Origin of the sequence: Enterococcus sp. DIV1682a, from assembly GCF_051711005.1 — a bacterium.
Lineage (GTDB): Bacteria > Bacillota > Bacilli > Lactobacillales > Enterococcaceae > Enterococcus_B > Enterococcus_B hirae.
On sequence record NZ_JBIOLT010000001.1, the window covers coordinates 849,812 to 868,142 of the forward strand.

Here is an 18,331-nt window from a genome sequence, read left to right on the forward strand (position 1 = left end):
ATAATAATTCTAGACTCTTAATTAAAGTAGGTGCCAATATGCTTGTTTCATTTAGTATGGTTGTCAAATTTTTTTTAACAATCTTGTTATCTTTAGTACTAACGCCCATATTTAAAATTATTTCTGTCCAAACCGGAATGGTGGATAAACCGAATGCGCGACGTATTAATGAAATACCTATGCCTTCAGCTGGGGGACTACCCATTTTTATTTCATTTGTCGTATCCACCTTATTGTTTTTTCGTGACATCATTCCCAAATTTTATATCATTCCTATTTTACTAGCTTCCTTAGTGATCATTCTAACGGGAGTACTGGATGATAAATACGAGTTGACGCCTAAACAAAAGTCCGTCGGGATCTTATTAGCAGCGTTGATCGTCTATTTTGTGGCAGATATTCACATTGATTCAGTAACTTTGCCCTTTTTTGGTTATATCGAATTGGGTTGGCTGAGTTTTCCTGTGACCATTTTTTGGATTTTCGGTATCACTAATGCAATTAATTTGATTGATGGATTAGACGGCTTGGCAACCGGAATCTCGTTGATCGGGTTGATTACAATTGGTATTATCGGATATTTTTTCCTACATGCTTCTACAGTATACATACCAATCGTCATATTCTGTTTAGTGGCAAGCATTATTGGCTTTTTTCCTTATAATTTTTATCCTGCCAAAATTTACTTAGGAGACACTGGGGCATTGTTCTTAGGATTTATGATGGCTGTTCTTTCTCTACAAGGTCTGAAGAATGTAACATTTGTTTCTTCTATCTCATTATTGATTGTGATGGGCGTTCCAGTAACAGATACATTTTTTGCGATTATTCGCAGAAAAGCGAACCGTGTCTCTTTTTCTACAGCAGATAAAAAACACCTACATCATCGATTATTGAGTCTAGGTTTTACGCATAAAGGAGCAGTTTTGACCATTTATGCTATGGCATTGATGTTTTCATTTACTGCCATGATCATGAACTATACTGGGCGTCTCGGTTCGATTGTTTTGATCGTTTCGATGCTATTTGCGGCTATTTTATTGTTTGAGTTGATTGGATTGATCAACGAGAAGCATCAGTACATTCTTAAAACTTTACGTTTTTTAGGCAATAAAGAATATCGAACACAAGTCATACAGAAATATAAAAGGAAATGGACTAGACACTAATGAAAATAAATCAAAAACAACCGATTTTAATTAGCATCGTAACGGCTAATAGTCAAAAGATTTTTCAAACGTTAGATACGCTTCTAGCCAGCATAAATGACCAAGCCATGGTTGAGATCTTGATTTTCGATAATGCTTCGTCGATTGACTACCAAGAACGATTGAAAGAATATCTAAAGTATCCGTTTGTCAAAATCTATTTTAATCAGGAAAATAAAGGATTTGGTTATGGACATAACCATAATTTATTAACGAGTGACTTTTCTTATGCTGTGATCTTTAACCCAGATATTCTGGTGGATCAGCAGACAGTCGTTGATTTGGTCAAACTTTTGCAGGAACATCCAGAATGTGCCATGTTAGCACCTAAAATATTGAATGAAGATGGTACGACACAACATTTGATTCGCCAAAAATTAGATGTATTCGATTATGTATTGCGGTTTATTCCGGCTCGTTTTGTCAAGCAGTTGTTTGCTCAACGTTTAGCAAAATTCGAATGCCATGATTTGTCAGAAACAACCAATAGCTACGTGCGTATGATTTCTGGTAGTTTTATGGTCGTTGATGTCAATAAATTTAAAAAAGTCAACGGGTTTGACAATCGCTATTTTATGTATTTTGAAGATAATGATCTTTGCTTAACTTTTGAAAAAGCAGGAGAAAAACTCCTTTATACGCCGTTATATACGATTGTTCATTTATATGGAAAAGGCGCTCATCGCAATTTTAAACTTTTTCGTATCTTTTTACAGTCAATGGTGAAATTTTTCAATAAGTGGGGGTGGACTTTCTTTTGACCATACCCAAAATAGTAGTCGTTATCGTATTATACCAGCAGCGTTTTAGTCAATCGCCTTCTTTTGATCTGCTCATGAAAGCTGTCAAAGAGAAGAAGATCCAACTGGTTGTTTATGATAATAGTCCCGTTATGCAATTGGAGCCATTATTAGAACAAAACGAAGATATAAGCTACTATCATGATCCATCAAATCCTGGTCTGGCTACGGCTTATAATTATGCGTTGAATCATGCACAGCAGAATATTCGCTATTTCGTTACACTCGATCATGATAGTCAATTGACTGCAACGTATTTTGATACGCTATTAACGATTGATTGGACAGATGAATTGGTTGCAGCAGTTCCGTTGGTTTATGCTGGAAGCAACCAAATATCGCCTGTTTTTGCGGATCGCTATATCAATCGTCAAGTTGAAAAGGTTGATCGATCACAGCTCAGTCAAAGACGAATCATGGCGATTAATTCGGGCGCTGTTTTTTCTATCAAATTTTTAAAGGAAATTGGCGGTTTTAATTTAGATTTTCCCCTTGATTTCTTGGATCATTGGCTTTTTTGGACGATCTATCAGTTCAAAAAGACGGTTTTTATCTTACCTGAAAAAATGGAACATGATCTTTCAGTTCTTGATTATCAGAAAGTTTCTGTTACAAGGTATCAGTCGATACTGAAAGCTGAAAAAACTTTTTATCAAAATTATGATAAAGAAATGTTACCGCGTCATCGAAAACAATTATTGTTACGTACAGTAAAACAATTTTTAACAGTCAGAAATCGTAAAATATGGCGTTTGACATTACAATCATTTACTGAAAACTGAAGGGTGTGAATTTGTGCGATCAGTTTGTATGGCTACCTTTAATGGTGGCAGATATTTAAGAGAACAATTGGATAGTATTTTAAACCAACTGACACTTGAGGATGAATTGATTATTTCAGATGATGGATCGACAGATGAAACTTGTCAAATTATAAAGGAATACACGCAACTAGACAATCGAATCAAATTTGTTGAAGGACCAAGGAAAGGTGTCATTGCCAACTTCAACCATGCCATTCAACAATCTAAAGGTGACATCATTTTTTTAGCAGACCAAGATGATGTTTGGCTACCTAATAAGGTGGCTAAGATCACCGCATATTTTGAAGAAAATCCGCAACAATTAGTAGTAGTGAGTGATCTAGTGATTGTGGATGGTCAACTCAATGAGATACACGCGTCGTATTTTTCCTATCGGCATTCCCGAACAGGCTGGCTCAATAATTTGATTCGGAGTAATTATATCGGTGCCGGCATGGCTTTTCGATCTTCATTAAAGAAAAAAATAGTACCGATTCCTTCTGAAGTACCAATGCATGATATGTGGATTGGAATGTTAGGTGGAACTCGTGTTGGGTTTATTAGAGAAACATTGACACTTTATCGTAGACATGATTTTAATGTGAGTGAAATCAAAACAAACACTAAACTAACCCAAAAAATTACCTGGCGGTTGAATCTGATCAAGGCGCTTGTGAAGAGAAAATGGTTTGGAATTAATAAAAGATAGTTAAATCGTTAATAATTCCATGACAAATAACAAGTTTGATGAGATAATAACAAGGTGAATTTTAAATTGAAAAGGAGAATTTATACTCATGAAGGGAATCATTCTTGCTGGGGGAAGTGGTACACGCTTATACCCTCTAACTAAGGCAACTTCAAAACAGTTGATGCCAGTCTACGATAAACCAATGATCTACTATCCAATGTCTACACTAATGCTAGCGGGTATCAAAGAAATCCTGATTATCTCTACTCCTCAAGATACACCAAGATTTAAAGAACTGTTTGGTAATGGGGCAGAGTTAGGATTACAAATTGAGTATGCAGTGCAAGAAAGTCCAGATGGGCTAGCACAGGCTTTTATTATCGGTGAAGAATTTATCGGTGATGATAGTGTGTGCTTAGTTTTAGGAGATAACATCTATTACGGTGGTGGCTTATCTAAAATGCTTCAACGCGCTGCTTCTAAAGATACTGGAGCAACAGTGTTTGGTTACCACGTTAATGATCCAGAACGTTTTGGTGTTGTAGAATTTGATGAAAAGATGCGGGCTCTGTCAATCGAAGAAAAACCTGCGCTACCAAAATCAAATTATGCAGTAACAGGGTTATATTTTTATGATAATGATGTTATTTCGATTGCGAAAAACATCAAACCTTCTGAACGTGGTGAATTAGAGATCACTGATGTAAACAAAGTCTATCTAGAAAAAGGAAAACTATCTGTTGAATTGATGGGTAGAGGTTTTGCTTGGTTAGACACTGGCACGCATGAATCTCTTCTAGAGGCATCCACATTTATTGAAACGATTGAAAAACGTCAAAATCTCAAGGTAGCTTGCTTAGAAGAAATCGCCTACCGAATGGGATATATCACTAAAGAGCAATTACTTGCATTAGCTCAACCGTTGAAAAAAAATCAATATGGTCAATATCTTTTACAGTTGGCCAACAATTAAGGGAGTCTGAAGTAATGAAAGTAACTGATACTAATTTAACAGATGTGAAGATCATTGAAATGGATGTTTTTGGTGATCATCGTGGCTTTTTTACCGAAAGTTATTCCAAAGCAAAATTTGTTGAACATGGTTTAGATTTTGATTTTGTTCAAGATAATCATTCATTATCGGCAGAAGCTGGTGTTATCCGCGGACTGCATTTCCAAAAAGGAGAAGCAGCACAAACGAAATTGATTCGGGTAACTTCTGGTGCTGTTTTAGATGTGATTGTCGATATTCGTAAAGGAAGTCCAACCTATGGTAAATGGGAAGGCTTTATCTTATCTGAACACAACCATCGACAACTTTTGGTGCCTAAAGGTTATGCTCATGGATTTGTGACATTGACACCAAATGTCAATTTTCTTTACAAATGTGATAATTACTACAATGCACAAGCTGATGGTGGGATTGCCTTTGATGATCCAGACTTAGCGATTGATTGGCCTATCGATCTTTCCAAAGCGATTATGTCTGAAAAGGATCAGCATCATCCAACTTTAAAAGAGTTTGAAGCAGAAAATCCATTTGTTTATGGTGAAATTTAGGATTGCAAGGAGAATTTTTATATGAAAAATATCATTGTTACTGGTGGTGCCGGATTTATCGGCTCAAATTTCGTCCACTATGTGGTCAATCATCATCCAGAGGTTCATGTTACGGTGTTAGATAAATTGACTTATGCTGGGAATAAAGAGAACTTAGCAGGGCTACCTAGTGACCGTGTAGAATTGGTCGTTGGTGATGTTGCGGATGCAGAATTAGTGGATCGTTTAGTCAAAGAAGCAGACGCCGTAGTCCACTATGCAGCAGAATCGCATAACGATAATTCGCTAAAAGATCCATTTCCTTTTGTCCAAACCAATATTATTGGTACGTACACCCTGTTAGAAGCTTGTCGTAAATACAATGTTCGTTACCATCATGTATCCACCGATGAAGTGTATGGGGATTTACCTTTACGTGAAGATTTACCAGGTCATGGAGAAGGCGAAGGGGAAAAATTTACAGCTGAAACACCTTATAATCCATCAAGTCCATATTCTTCAACTAAAGCGGGCTCTGATCTATTAGTGAAAGCTTGGGTTCGTTCATTTGGGTTGCAAGCAACGATCTCAAATTGTTCAAACAACTATGGACCGTATCAACATATTGAGAAATTTATTCCTCGTCAAGTTACTAATATTTTAAGTGGTATACGTCCAAAACTATATGGTGAAGGAAAAAACGTTCGTGATTGGATCCATACGAATGACCATTCATCTGCGGTTTGGTTGATTTTGACTAAAGGAAAAATCGGTGAAACTTATTTGATCGGTGCCGATGGGGAAGAAGATAACAAAACAGTCATGGAATTGATTTTGGAACTTATGGGACAACCCAAAGATGCTTACGACCATGTCAACGATCGTGCAGGACATGATTTACGTTATGCAATTGATTCGACAAGGTTACGTGAGGAGCTAGGTTGGCAACCTGAATTTACCAACTTCCGTGATGGTTTAGCTGATACAATCAAATGGTATGAAGAACACCAAGATTGGTGGAAGAAAGAAAAAGAAGCTGTGGAAGCAGCCTATGCCAAAAATGGTCAATAAATGATGATAAGCCGGATTTAATGAACTCTCAAAAAATTCGGGTAAAAAAGACACGCATGAAGTTGTAAAACGTGCAGAAAAAAATTAGTATAAAAATAGGAATTGTTTATTGGCAATTGTAAGGGGAGCTGTGACAGATGTTGCAGACCCCTTTTTAAAACAAAAAAGAGGAGAGATCAGAATGTTCTTATTAACTGGAGGAAATGGTCAACTTGGAACGGAATTACGCCATTTATTAGATGAAAAAGGAATGGCTTATGTGTCAACTGATGCTGCTGAGCTGGATATTACTGATGCAGAAAAAACAATGGAGTATATTACAAACTTAAAGCCAGAAATTATTTTTCATTGTGCAGCGTATACAGCCGTTGATAAAGCAGAAGAAGAAGGCAAAGAATTAGATGAGAAGATTAACGTTGATGGAACTAAAAATGTGGCATTGGCTGCAAAAGCAGTGAATGCTAAATTAGTATATATCAGTACGGATTATGTCTTTGATGGCAAAAAGAAAGACCAAGAATACCGCGAAGACGATCCAACTAACCCATTGAATGAGTATGGTCGCACAAAATTATTAGGGGAACAAGCAGTTCAAGAAATCTTAGAAGACTATTATATTATCCGTACTTCATGGGTATTTGGTGTTTATGGACATAATTTTGTCTTTACAATGCAACGTTTAGCCGAAACGCATGATCGTTTAACTATTGTCAATGATCAATATGGTCGCCCAACTTGGACTCGAACACTTGCTGAATTTATGGTATATGTGATTGAAAAACAAGCACCTTATGGCGTATATCAGTTATCCAATGATAATAGCTGTTCATGGTATGAATTTGCCAAAGAAATCTTAAAAGATACGGATGTCGAAGTAGCACCAGTCACTTCAGCAGAGTATCCACAAAAAGCAGTTCGCCCACAATATTCTGTGATGAGTCTAAAGAAAGCAGAAGATCTAGGCTTTGTCATTCCGACATGGCAAGAAGCATTAGCAAAAATGTTGGAAGCAGCTGAAAGTTTGAAATAGCAAACTTGTTTTTCCGTAAAAAAAAGAACAAACTAGAAATTGGAGAATCGCATGGAAAAACAAACAAGACGCGCGCAACGAACAGCCGTTAAGCCTGAGCGCACAGATCATTCTGTTCTTGATGTCTTTCTAAAACTTCGTTACCTCATCGGATTGCTAGTCATTGTAGTTATTGTGACGTTTAATTTGAATGGTAGTTCATTGGGTGTATGGGATAAATATGTATCGCAACGAGATGACGGAAAGAAAACTGATGTCATCTTCGGGCAAAATAGGGAAGTTCGTTCAGATGAATGGCTCGTGCAAACACCTTTTTATCTTTCACAAGCTGAAAATGACTATCCTTTAGTAAATCCCGATTATTCCTTAAATGGACAAAATATGATCATTGCTTATAATTCTCCTGTTAAAGATATCACAGTTATTGGTAAACCATTCAATTGGGGATTCTTTTTCTTGGGAAGAGATCGTGGGCTTTCGTTTTATTGGGCAATGAAATTAGTGGTCATGGTTTTATTGGGATATGAAGTTTTAATGATTTTGACAAAAAGAAAAAAAACTTTATCACTCGTAGGCGCCTTTGCCTTAACTTTCTCACCAGCAGTCCAGTGGTGGTTCATGCAACACGTGGGAGATTTGATTTTCTTCACATTAGGACTAATGGTTGTTTTTTATCATTATTTTTACCAACATCAAAAAAAATGGGTACGAGCAATGATGATGAGTTTGATCGTCATATTTGGTCTAGGTTTTATCCTGGTGATTTATCCAGCCCATCAAGTTATGCTTGCTTATTTTCTTGTCTTTTATTTTGTTGGGTTATTGCTCTATTATGGGAAGCGAATCACTTGGGATTGGTTTGATGCAGTACTGATCATTGGGGCAATATTATTTATAGGTGGCGTACTGATCCACTTTTGGTTAACCTCTAAAGATGCGTTACTGGCTTCTTTAAATACCTTATATCCAGGAAAACGAGTAAGTACAGGAGGAAAATGGCATTTAGGAGAGTTCTTTTATTTTCTGACAAACTGGAAAATTTCGTTTAAAGATATCAATTTTTCTAATAATTCTGAAGTTGCTCTGTTTTATCATTTCTTCCCGACCGTCTTTTTAGCAAGCCCATTTGTTTTATTTGGTAAAAAAAATAGTGAACAAAAACTGTTTGGACGGATTTTAATGCTCTTTTGTCTGTTTTCAATTTATTGGATTACTTTAGGATTACCAAAATGGCTCGCTGAACTCACTTTATTATCTTACGTGCCACCTTTTAGAGCAATATTAACCTTTAGCTTTGCAGCTTGCCTCTTAACCATATGGTTTATTGCCTATATTTGGCAAGAAGATGTGATCCCAACATGGTATAAATTTTTCCTATTGTTGGCGAACGCGGGAATCTTTGCGTATGCTTTGGTCAATTCCAAAATGACAAAATACTTTACCGAATTAGAGATCACCATGATTGTGATTGTTGGTACGTTAATCCTGGCATTTATTCTGTTCCGACGTTGTCGATTGTTCTATCTTTCGTTTATCGCTTTGATTGTAGCTTCAGGTTTCTTTGTGAACCCAGTTGTAGAAGGAACTGGTGCGATCTTTGAAAAGACTCTGGCAAAAGAGATAAAAGCAATTGATCAGGCAGATCCACAACAAGTATGGTTAACAGAAGATGAGCTGTATAACTTTACACCAACATTAGGCGTAAAAGCTTTTAATTCGGTACGCTTTTATCCAGACATGAAGGCATGGGCTAAAATTGATCCAGATAAAAAATATGAAAAATATTATAATCGATATGCCCACACACGTGCCTTTATTGCTAAAGAAAAAACTTCATTTGTTTTAGATCGTCCAGATATGTTTTCTGTGACCCTCAACTTTAAAGATGCTGAAAAGCTTGGAATCAAATACGTGGTCAGCAAACGCCCGTTAACTGATTATAATCAATTGTACCAAGCACAATTCACTCAACTATACGGTCCTGATAAAGATGGTTATATGATTTTTGAAGTAACCTATCCTGAAAACGATCCATCTACAGCCAATAATGCTGTGAATAATACGGATAACCAAGTAGATGAATGGTCGTATACAGGCGGTTGAGAAAGTAATTATTAGGTATTGAGTAATTGATATGGGAGTGTAAGGAAGTAAATTTCTTTACTGCTTCTTCTGAAATTGCTCAGTACCTATTTTTAGGTTCCATGTTTTTTCTTTTAAAAAGACTGGATGAAGCACTAAAAGTGAGTTTTTTATCAATTAATCTAAAAATAGCATTGCCGTTTGTTTTTAAAAAACAGTATAATAAAACAGTATGAAAGGAGGATGGAGATTATTCAGACGGTTATTGGAAAATTAATAAATAAAATGAGTGTTGGATTACTGATTCTATTTCTTTCTGCTATTTATTTTGTATGGACAGCAGGCCTAGGCAATGCTCAAGCGCTTTTTTTATATGACAACAGTGCGCAATTTGTTACGTTTGGCATTGTCATTTTATTTATTTTAAACGTATATAAAGGACGAAGAGCTGACTTTATTTTTTTAGCAGCGGCAATGCTTATTTATTTTCTGTTTGATCATTTCCGTGAAGTAAGAGCAAGTTCTATGAATGTAGATCTTTTGATCCCGCTAATCATAGTCTTTTGTTTGACGGTTAAATGGATTCAGTTTGATAAGTTAGATCGTTCGATTTTTATTTTAGTATGTTATGTCTTTCTTGGCATTACGTTATACCGCATTTTTACTGAAATAAAAATTCCTGATGGTGAAAGTATTTGGTTGCCTGATAATAAAGTTTCCGATATTTGGATCAACACGAATACGATTGGTAGTACTTTAATGACCCTCTCCTTACTGATCAGTGGGTTTGCCAGTTCATTTGAGCGCTGGTATGTTCGGGTATTCGTTGGATTTCCGAGTGTGATTGCTGGGATTATTGGTATCTGGGTCTGTCAATCAAAAGGTGCTTTAGTTGCGATGATCGTATTTGTTTTACTGGATATTTGGCCAAAACAATTGTTCAAAATAATACGAGCGCCATTTTTAGCCTACATGATTGTCACGATTTTTGCGTTGCCAGTTTCTTACTTAGCAGCTCATTCCGAGCATCTAAATCTCTTTACTGGTCGTGAAGAAATTTGGTTGAAATTCTATGAGACTATTTCAGAAAAAAGCGAACAAGTCTGGGTTGGAATGAAACCGTTCATTTTTCAACGTGGAAATCAATTTTTAGGAAATCACAATAGTTATAATTCATTTTTAAATCTATATGGATTGCTGGGTGTCATCATCGCAGGGGTACTAGTCTTAATCTATGTAGGTCGATTGACCTTAAAAGCAGATTTATCGAATGGACAAGTAACCTTTTTATGGGCATTCTTTGCAGTGATGATCCAATCCTTTATGGAAGACACTTTAACTTCTTTTCCGTGGGTACCTATCATCTATCTGTTATTGGGAATGGCAAGTCATCGCTATGATGATTTAAAAAACGTTGCAAACAAGCGGAAAATAGCAAATCAACAAACGAGGGGAACGACAGACGGCTCTTTATCAAGAGTAGCACGTCGATATTAAACACTTAGATAAGAGCTAGTTGAAACAAGTTATTCTTGGGTCAGCTAGCTTTTTGCTTCATTGCAATTAAATTATTTCTTATGTAAAATAAAAATGTTAGCGTAAAGTTGCTTAATAGAAAATTAAGAAACTAAGAATATCACAGTCCGTGAGTAAAAGTGTGGTAAAATGGCACATGACTGTAATTAACAGAATTTGCTTGGAGGAACACAAATGTTTAAAGATCTGTTTTTATTTATGAAGGATATCTACCAGAATAGAAAGCTCTTGCTTCAGTTTTCAGTGAATGACTTTAAGTCTCGCTATGCGGGCTCTTTTTTGGGAATTTTATGGGCATTCATTAATCCTGTCTTTACCGTATTGATTTATTGGCTGGTCTTTGGTTTTGGATTAAAGGCAGCGATGACGGATGGAAAATATCCTTTTATTGTTTATTTGATTACGGGAATGATCCCATGGTTCTTTTTTTCTGACGCGTTTACATCAACGACGTTAGTTTTCAGAGAATACACTTATTTAGTAAAAAAAGTTGTATTTAATATCCGCATTTTACCAACTACGAAAATTTTATCGAATCTATATGCACATCTTTTCTTTATTTTCGTTGGTTTAGTGGTGGTTATTGGACATGGAATCTATCCAACTTGGATGACGCTCCAACTGATTTATTATTTATTCTGTATGTGTGCTTTTTTAACCGGCTTAACATGGTTGACAGCATCGATTCAACCATTTCTACCAGATATCGTGCAATTGATTACGATTTCTCTACAATTGATTATGTGGACATTGCCGATCCTGTGGAGTCCAAGTCAGTTCAATCCAGTGATCGTCCAAATCTTAAAACTAAACCCACTTTATTATGTTGTACAAGGATATCGTGAGTCTTTCTTAGGACAAGCTTGGTTCTGGGAACACGGAATGTATACTCTCTATTTCTGGGTATTTACGCTAGCTATCTTCGTTATTGGATCTGCTGTGTTCCGTAGATTGAAACCACATTTTTCAGATGTGCTGTAAGGAGTATGAATATGACTGAATATGCGATTAAATTAAAAAACATTACAAAATCTTATAATATGTACGCAAAACCATCTGACCGTTTTCGTGAAGCTTTGAATCCCTTCAAAAAATCTTACCATGACGTTTTTTATGCATTGAAAAATATCAATGTGGAAATTAAAAAAGGGGAAATGATCGGCTTTGTCGGAGAAAATGGTTCAGGAAAATCCACCATGCTCAAAATCATTACTGGCGTTTTGACGCCCACATCTGGAACAATGGAGATTGAAGGGAAAATATCTGCACTATTAGAACTAGGTTCTGGGTTCAACCCCGAATATTCTGGCTATGATAATATTTATTTGAATGGCATGGTGTTAGGTTTTTCTCGTGAAGAAATCGATGGAATGGTCGGAGACATCATTGAATTTGCTGATATCGGCGAACATATTTACCAACCAGTAAAAACATATTCCAGTGGGATGTTTGTTCGTTTAGCCTTTGCGGTAGCTATCAATGTCAATCCAGATATCTTGATTGTCGATGAGGCTTTAGCTGTAGGGGACCTTGAGTTCCAGTTGAAATGTATGGAGAAATTTACTGAAATCAAGAACTCAGGTAAAACGATCTTATTCGTTTCCCATGACATCAGTTCGATCCGCCGTTTTTGTGATCGATCCTATTGGCTAAAAAATGGTGAAGTGGTTGAATATGGGGATACCATGGATGTCACAACGAACTATGAAAACTTTTTAAAGAAAAAATCAGTCAAAACAGTTGATCGAAATAAAAATCAAATGGAACGTTTTGCAGCGCCTGACATCGTTGATGTACTGAGTGCGGAATTATTGGATAAAGAAAAAAATCCTGTTGACGTGCTTGATCAAGGCGAAACACTGTATGTCAAAGTAACCTATGAAGTAAAAGATGATTCGATCAAGAATCCTGTTTTAGGGATCGCCTTACGAACTGTCGATAATTTTTACGTATGTGGTTTAAATACACTGTTGGACGGCATCAAAATCCCTTGGAAAAAAGGCAAAAATGTTTTCTATTTAGAATATGAAAAACTAGGCCTGCTAGCTGGTGAATATTATTTTGATGTGGCAATTTTTGAAGAAAATGCCACCGTACCTTTAGTTTACAAAACAAAATATATGAACTTATTTGTTAATGGTTCATATATTGGGGAAGGAATCGTGGTCTTAGACCATAAATGGGAAGAAGGTTATCTAGCCGATGAAGTATGATTTTGAAATGGACTTAGATGAACAAAGTAGTGTAGGGAAAATTGCTGCCCAAATTAAACCAGGCAGCAAAGTCTTGGAATTTGGACCGGGAAACGGCCGATTGACCAAACATTTAATCGGAGCCAAAAATTGTCAAGTAAGTATCGTCGAATTAGATAAAGAATTATTCGATTTTGTCAGTGAATTTTCACAAGATGGTTTTTATGGAGATATTGAAAGTTTTGAGTGGGCAAACTATTATGCAGGGCAAACCTTTGATTATATCCTTTTTGCCGATGTTTTAGAACATTTAGTGAACCCAGCTGAAACATTAAAAAAAGTGAGAGAATTTCTCAATGAAGATGGAGAAATTTTAATCACATTTCCGAATTTAGTCCATAATTCTGTGCTGATCCATTTATTCAACAATGAGTTGCCATGGGCTTCTTATGGCTTATTAGATGAAACACATAATTCTTTTTACACACATGAAGGTTTTAAAAAAGTGTTTGAAAAAGCTGGTTTATCTATTAATATTGAGGATTACCTTTACTTAGCTGTCGGAGACACAGAATTAAATTCAACTTATGAAGAATTACCCGAAGCAGTTCGCTATGAGTTCAAAATGCGACCTTTCGGAGAAGTTTATCAATACTTCTTTTCTTTGAAAAAACACACTGAGAATAGTCACATCTCACAACCACAAAATTCGAATTATGTTCGAATGGTGGAAGTGATCCAAAAGACTGCAAACAAAGAAGTCTCCCAAAAATATCCTTTCAACAATTATACGGGAGAAAACCAAACATTGACTTTTCCAATTGCCGGGGATGTCGAATCGGTCATTTTTAAATTTGCTGATCAACCAAGTTTTATCGAATTTAGCGGGGAGTTGGCGGGGAACAAAATTGATTTCATCCAATCTAATGCAGTAATCAAAACACAAAATGATTGCTATTTATTTGATGGTGAAGTAACGCCACAATTTACTCTATTTGATGTCGCAGGTCAAGAATTGACGATCCATTGTCATTATCGGTTTATCGGGGAATTGACACAAACCATGAAAGAACTACTTGAGGCAGTCAAACCTTTAGCGCAGATCGAGCAACGTCTAATGGCACAAATCACTTCGCTGAAAAAAGAAAATGAACAAGTGCGATTGACAAATGAAAAATTAGATAACGAATTACAGATGACGACTGACCGTTATTGTAAACTGATAACTGAGGAAGAATTCGCAATTAAACCAAGAAACCGCAAGCTTCGATCGAAAGAAACAGCAAAGAAAATTCAAGCAAAGGCGATTTCTCTATGCGTGGATAGCAAGCATTGGGATCCAGAAACGAAAATTTTGACAATCAATGGTTGGGGAATTTCTAACGCACAACGTCAGCCGTTATCCTATAAGTTATCTGTGAACCAAGCACCATTTTTTCAAGCCTTGCAGTTTGAACGGCCAGAAGTAAATGAGGCGGAACAATTGCCAGTGGGAACAAAAGCTGGTTTTGAATTGCAAATAAGATGTGAACGAGAAAAATCTTTTTTAATTGAAGCTGTTGCTGAAAATGGCGAATCCTGGTTTATCGAGATATAAGAACGAACTTATTTTTAATAAAGGAGAACAAAAGCTCGTGCAAAAAAAAGAGATTGCTGTATTTATAGACCGAATTACTCGTGAAAGAGCAACTGGGGATTTATTGATTGTTGGCTGGGCGGTCGATGAGGTGACGAAAGAAATTCCGATCATCAAAGTCGATAAGGACAAAGTATCTGCCGAAGTCACCAATGTTGTTCGTTTGGATATCAATCATTTATACAATCTGGATGTGAAAACACCAAGTGGTTTCAACATCCGATTATCTGGAAGAATGAAAGGTAAAGCGATTTTAGATTTCCAAACAAAATCCCATCAAAATGGGATCGCGGTGAAATTGAATGGTCGTTATCCATATGACGATGGCCTTGAAACAAACTGGGAAAAGAAAAAAAGATTGCTTCAAAAAGGATTCAATTATGCACGGACACACGGAGTGAAAAAAGCGATCCGACGTGTCAAATTTGAAATGAAACCAGCTTCTGTTGATTATACCGAATGGATCAAACGTCATGAACAGTTTGATCTCCAAAAGCAACGTCAAGATGCTAAAGGATTTGAATATCGTCCCTTAATCTCAGTACTTATGCCAGTCTACAATGTCGAAATCAAATGGCTGGAAAAATGTATTGATTCTGTTTTAAAACAAACGTATGATCACTGGGAACTATGTATCAGTGATGATGCATCAACTGATCCTAAAATCAGAAAATGTTTAGAAAAGTATCAAGCTAAAGATCAACGAATCAAAGTCGTTTTTAGAGAAAAAAATGGGCATATCAGTCTAGCGACCAATTCTGCTTTGGAAATGGCAACAGGGGAGTTCATGGCGTTGTTAGATAATGATGATGAACTACCGCCTTATGCGTTGTTTGAAGTCGCAAGCGTCTTGAATCAGCGTCCTGAACTTGATGTCATTTATAGCGATGAAGATAAGATCGATGCAGAAGGTCAGCGTTTTGATCCTCATTTTAAAGCGGATTGGTCACCAGACACTTTAATGGGCAATAATTATATTTCACATTTAGGGGTTTATCGTACCAGCTTAGTTAAAGAAATCGGTGGATTTAGAAAAGGATATGAAGGTTCTCAAGATTATGACTTGGTACTACGAATAACTGAGCAGATCCCAGCTGATCACATTTATCACATTGATAAAGTACTGTATCACTGGCGCACGATTCCGGGATCTACTGCCAGCAATGGTGAAGCGAAGAGCTATATTTATGATTCTGGAGTCAAGGCATTGACTGATGCACTCGATCGTAGAGGAATTAAAGGAAAAGTTCGTCCTGGACGAATCTCTGGTTTCTACGAGGTCAATTATGAAGTGCTGCAAGAAGACTTAGTTAGTGTCATTATTCCCACTAAAAACGGATATGATGACTTAAAACTATGTATCGACTCAATTATTGACAAAACAACCTATTCCAACTATGAGATCATTGTTGCTGATAACGGTAGTACCGATCCTAAGATGCAGGAACTATTTAAGGAATACCAGCAACGACTAAACGAACGTTTTATAGTGGAATTGATCGATATACCTTTCAATTATTCTAGGATCAACAATCTAGCGGCAGAAAAAGCAAGTGGCAAATATTTATTGTTCTTAAACAATGATACGGAAGTTATTGAGCCTGAGTGGATGACCAATATGGTTGCCTATGCGCAATTTGATCGAATTGGCTGTGTCGGTGCCAAACTTTACTACCCAGATGATACGACACAACATGCTGGTGTGTTAGTTGGTATTGGTGGCGTTGCTGGTCATGCGTTGAACAACTATGACCAAACACACTGTGGTTACTTTGGTCGGTTAGTCATCGATGTCAATTACTTAGCGGTAACAGCTGCCTGTATGATGGTCAAAGCCAGTGATTTTCATGCGGTCCATGGCTTTGATGAAACATTAGCAGTCGCTTTCAATGATGTGGATTTATGCCTGAAAATTTATGAGCTAGGTCGATATAATGTTTATGCCCATCAAGTTGAACTTTATCATTTTGAATCAAAATCAAGAGGCTATGAAGATACTCCTGAGAAGCAAAAACGTTTTGCAGGTGAGATAAAGAAAATGCAAGTGAAATGGCCAGGATATATCAACCATGATCCTTTTTATAACGATAATCTGACAAAAGAAGGAATTGGAGATTTTTCATTAAGACCAGATTAATTAAGAAATGAAAATAGAAACTATCATGCAATCAGTTAAGAAAGCATGGTAGTTTTTTTTTCGTAAAATGAGATATTAAAAGCAAGCGTTATAATTGTAGAGCAGTAGTTTTTTGTAATTCTGTTACAATTTGTTTATTCACTAGGCTTTTAAACCCTGCTATGGTAAGATAATAGGTGCATTATTTTGTGATTAGGAGTGTATATATGAATAAAAATGGGGAATGGAGTGCTGCAAGACGAATATTCATTATTTTAATGGATGTTTTGATGTACAATGTAGCCATATATAGCAGTTTCTTACTGAAATTTCATGGGGAAATACCCATGCGGAATTTTGAAACTTTTCAACATTCAGCAATCTTTATTTCTGTTATATTTATTGCCTTGAATATCTTATTGGGCGTATATGTTTTTTATAATCGAACGGTCAGCGATATCGTTTTTGTCACGGTTATTGGTCAAGTCTTAATGACATTGGGGATCATGGTCGTCACCTTTGCTGGACGCTGGTTTGCTTTCCCACGAGGCGTAATTTTACTGTCATTTGTGCTAGCGACCATTTTATTGAGTCTTTACAGAATATTAATCTATAAGTTGTACTTGAAAGTCAGTCGTGATAAGAAAGTCGTGATCGTTGGATCAGAAAAAGATGTGGCACCGGCCATACAAAATTTCAGTTCTAAAAAAAATAATAAGCATAAAGTAGAAGCGGTTGTCATCGATCACTACTATGAAAATGTGAAAAAAATGATTGATCAAATGGATATCGTCTATCTGGCTTCACATATTGAAGAAGCAGAAAAAGTAAAAATCTATCAACTAGTGACAAAAAATGAGAAGAAATTATTTCTCAATACGACATTTGAAAACTTAACGATGATCAATCCAAACATCATGAACTTTGAAGATGAAAGTATTATTGAAGCTTCAGGCTTCAGGATTCCACCAGAATATGAATTATTCAAGCGGTTGTTTGATATTATCGTTTCGTTGATTTTACTGATCATAGCCTCACCTTTCATGTTATTAACTGCTATTTTAGTAAAAGTTACTTCACCGGGTCCGGTTATTTATAAACAAATTCGGATCACTAAAAATCAAAAAGAATTTTCAATCTATAAATTTCGCTCGATGACTGCGACTGCAGAAGCCAAATCAGGACCTGTTTTGGCTAAGAGCAACGATGCTCGTGTCACTCCAGTGGGTAAATTTATCCGAGCAGTTCGTTTTGATGAATTACCACAAATCTTTAATGTATTAAAGGGAGACATGTCGATCGTTGGTCCTCGACCAGAACGTCCTTTCTTTGTTGATCAATTCAATGCGGAAAATCCTTATTACTATTTGAGACACAATGTACGTGCTGGGATAACGGGTTATGCGCAAGTTTATGGGAAATACGTATCAGATTACAACAGTAAATTACGGTTTGATTTACTTTACATCAAGAAATATTCTTTATTGCTCGATTTAAAAATATTATTACAAACCATTAAAATTCTTTTTGATAAGATGTCTTCTCAAGGCTTGGAAGAAGATGAGAATGTTCATTCATTGGCAGAGATTGCTTTTCCAAAAGAGAAAATCTTTCGCTAGTTGAGAGG

The 18,331-nt window shown here is 36.3% G+C and carries 15 protein-coding genes; all 15 read left to right on the plus strand.

Features of this window, described 5'->3' with window-relative positions:
• Positions 1–38: 38 nt before the first annotated feature.
• Complete coding sequence (locus IGJ23_RS04005; protein ID WP_010719749.1) at positions 39–1,169, plus strand: glycosyltransferase family 4 protein; 1,131 nt, start codon at positions 39–41, stop codon at positions 1,167–1,169.
• Complete coding sequence (locus IGJ23_RS04010) at positions 1,169–1,969, plus strand: glycosyltransferase (protein WP_010719748.1); 801 nt, start codon at positions 1,169–1,171, stop codon at positions 1,967–1,969. Before IGJ23_RS04005 ends, IGJ23_RS04010 begins: the two co-directional genes overlap by 1 nt.
• Positions 1,966–2,790 carry a glycosyltransferase gene (locus tag IGJ23_RS04015; protein ID WP_088745112.1) on the plus strand — a complete coding sequence of 275 codons (825 nt, stop codon included), beginning with the start codon at positions 1,966–1,968 and terminating at the stop codon, positions 2,788–2,790. Before IGJ23_RS04010 ends, IGJ23_RS04015 begins: the two co-directional genes overlap by 4 nt.
• A 13-nt stretch (positions 2,791–2,803) precedes the next feature.
• The gene (locus tag IGJ23_RS04020) at positions 2,804–3,520 is read left to right on the plus strand and encodes a glycosyltransferase family 2 protein (protein ID WP_081128594.1); all 717 of its coding nucleotides are present in this window, start codon (positions 2,804–2,806) and stop codon (positions 3,518–3,520) included.
• An 88-nt stretch (positions 3,521–3,608) separates the two neighbouring features.
• Positions 3,609–4,475, plus strand: a complete 867-nt coding sequence (rfbA, locus tag IGJ23_RS04025) for a glucose-1-phosphate thymidylyltransferase RfbA (protein ID WP_053766099.1) — start codon at positions 3,609–3,611, stop codon at positions 4,473–4,475.
• Positions 4,476–4,489: 14 nt separating this feature from the next.
• On the plus strand, positions 4,490–5,062 hold the full coding sequence (gene rfbC / locus IGJ23_RS04030) for a dTDP-4-dehydrorhamnose 3,5-epimerase (RefSeq protein WP_010719744.1): 573 nt from the start codon (positions 4,490–4,492) through the stop codon (positions 5,060–5,062).
• 21 nt (positions 5,063–5,083) lie between these two features.
• On the plus strand, positions 5,084–6,112 hold the full coding sequence (gene rfbB / locus IGJ23_RS04035; RefSeq protein ID WP_010719743.1) for a dTDP-glucose 4,6-dehydratase: 1,029 nt from the start codon (positions 5,084–5,086) through the stop codon (positions 6,110–6,112).
• A 181-nt stretch (positions 6,113–6,293) separates the two neighbouring features.
• Entirely contained in the window at positions 6,294–7,142 is an 849-nt protein-coding gene (rfbD, locus tag IGJ23_RS04040) for a dTDP-4-dehydrorhamnose reductase (RefSeq protein ID WP_053766096.1), read from the plus strand.
• A gap of 51 nt (positions 7,143–7,193) precedes the next feature.
• Positions 7,194–9,245: a DUF7657 domain-containing protein gene (locus tag IGJ23_RS04045; RefSeq protein WP_438774635.1), complete on the plus strand. Its 2,052-nt coding sequence runs from the start codon at positions 7,194–7,196 to the stop codon at positions 9,243–9,245.
• Between the two features lie 222 nt (positions 9,246–9,467).
• The gene (locus tag IGJ23_RS04050; RefSeq protein WP_438774636.1) at positions 9,468–10,721 is read left to right on the plus strand and encodes an EpaQ family protein; all 1,254 of its coding nucleotides are present in this window, start codon (positions 9,468–9,470) and stop codon (positions 10,719–10,721) included.
• 213 nt (positions 10,722–10,934) lie between these two features.
• Entirely contained in the window at positions 10,935–11,741 is an 807-nt protein-coding gene (locus IGJ23_RS04055) for an ABC transporter permease (protein WP_063626787.1), read from the plus strand.
• A gap of 11 nt (positions 11,742–11,752) precedes the next feature.
• Positions 11,753–12,973, plus strand: coding sequence for an ABC transporter ATP-binding protein (locus IGJ23_RS04060; protein WP_010719738.1), 1,221 nt, complete (start codon positions 11,753–11,755; stop codon positions 12,971–12,973).
• A complete protein-coding gene (locus IGJ23_RS04065; RefSeq protein WP_438774637.1) occupies positions 12,963–14,549 on the plus strand; it encodes a class I SAM-dependent methyltransferase in 1,587 nt (528 codons plus the stop codon). The genes IGJ23_RS04060 and IGJ23_RS04065 overlap by 11 nt, the downstream gene beginning before the upstream one ends.
• A gap of 37 nt (positions 14,550–14,586) precedes the next feature.
• Entirely contained in the window at positions 14,587–16,725 is a 2,139-nt protein-coding gene (locus tag IGJ23_RS04070; protein WP_063626791.1) for a glycosyltransferase family 2 protein, read from the plus strand.
• Positions 16,726–16,931: 206 nt separating this feature from the next.
• Positions 16,932–18,323, plus strand: a complete 1,392-nt coding sequence (locus tag IGJ23_RS04075) for a sugar transferase (RefSeq protein WP_010738174.1) — start codon at positions 16,932–16,934, stop codon at positions 18,321–18,323.
• Positions 18,324–18,331: the final 8 nt, after the last annotated feature.

Excerpts from the sequence above, each read along its gene's own strand:
- rfbB (WP_010719743.1), top strand. The coding sequence starts at position 5,084 with ATGAAAAATATCATTGTTACTGGTGGTGCCGGATTTATCGGCTCAAAT.
- IGJ23_RS04050 (WP_438774636.1), top strand. The coding sequence starts at position 9,468 with ATGGAGATTATTCAGACGGTTATTGGAAAATTAATAAATAAAATGAGT.
- IGJ23_RS04005 (WP_010719749.1), top strand. The coding sequence starts at position 39 with ATGCTTGTTTCATTTAGTATGGTTGTCAAATTTTTTTTAACAATCTTG.
- IGJ23_RS04060 (WP_010719738.1), top strand. The coding sequence starts at position 11,753 with ATGACTGAATATGCGATTAAATTAAAAAACATTACAAAATCTTATAAT.
- rfbC (WP_010719744.1), top strand. The coding sequence starts at position 4,490 with ATGAAAGTAACTGATACTAATTTAACAGATGTGAAGATCATTGAAATG.
- IGJ23_RS04010 (WP_010719748.1), top strand. The coding sequence starts at position 1,169 with ATGAAAATAAATCAAAAACAACCGATTTTAATTAGCATCGTAACGGCT.
- rfbD (WP_053766096.1), top strand. The coding sequence starts at position 6,294 with ATGTTCTTATTAACTGGAGGAAATGGTCAACTTGGAACGGAATTACGC.
- IGJ23_RS04045 (WP_438774635.1), top strand. The coding sequence starts at position 7,194 with ATGGAAAAACAAACAAGACGCGCGCAACGAACAGCCGTTAAGCCTGAG.
- IGJ23_RS04055 (WP_063626787.1), top strand. The coding sequence starts at position 10,935 with ATGTTTAAAGATCTGTTTTTATTTATGAAGGATATCTACCAGAATAGA.
- IGJ23_RS04075 (WP_010738174.1), top strand. The coding sequence starts at position 16,932 with ATGAATAAAAATGGGGAATGGAGTGCTGCAAGACGAATATTCATTATT.
- IGJ23_RS04065 (WP_438774637.1), top strand. The coding sequence starts at position 12,963 with ATGAAGTATGATTTTGAAATGGACTTAGATGAACAAAGTAGTGTAGGG.
- rfbA (WP_053766099.1), top strand. The coding sequence starts at position 3,609 with ATGAAGGGAATCATTCTTGCTGGGGGAAGTGGTACACGCTTATACCCT.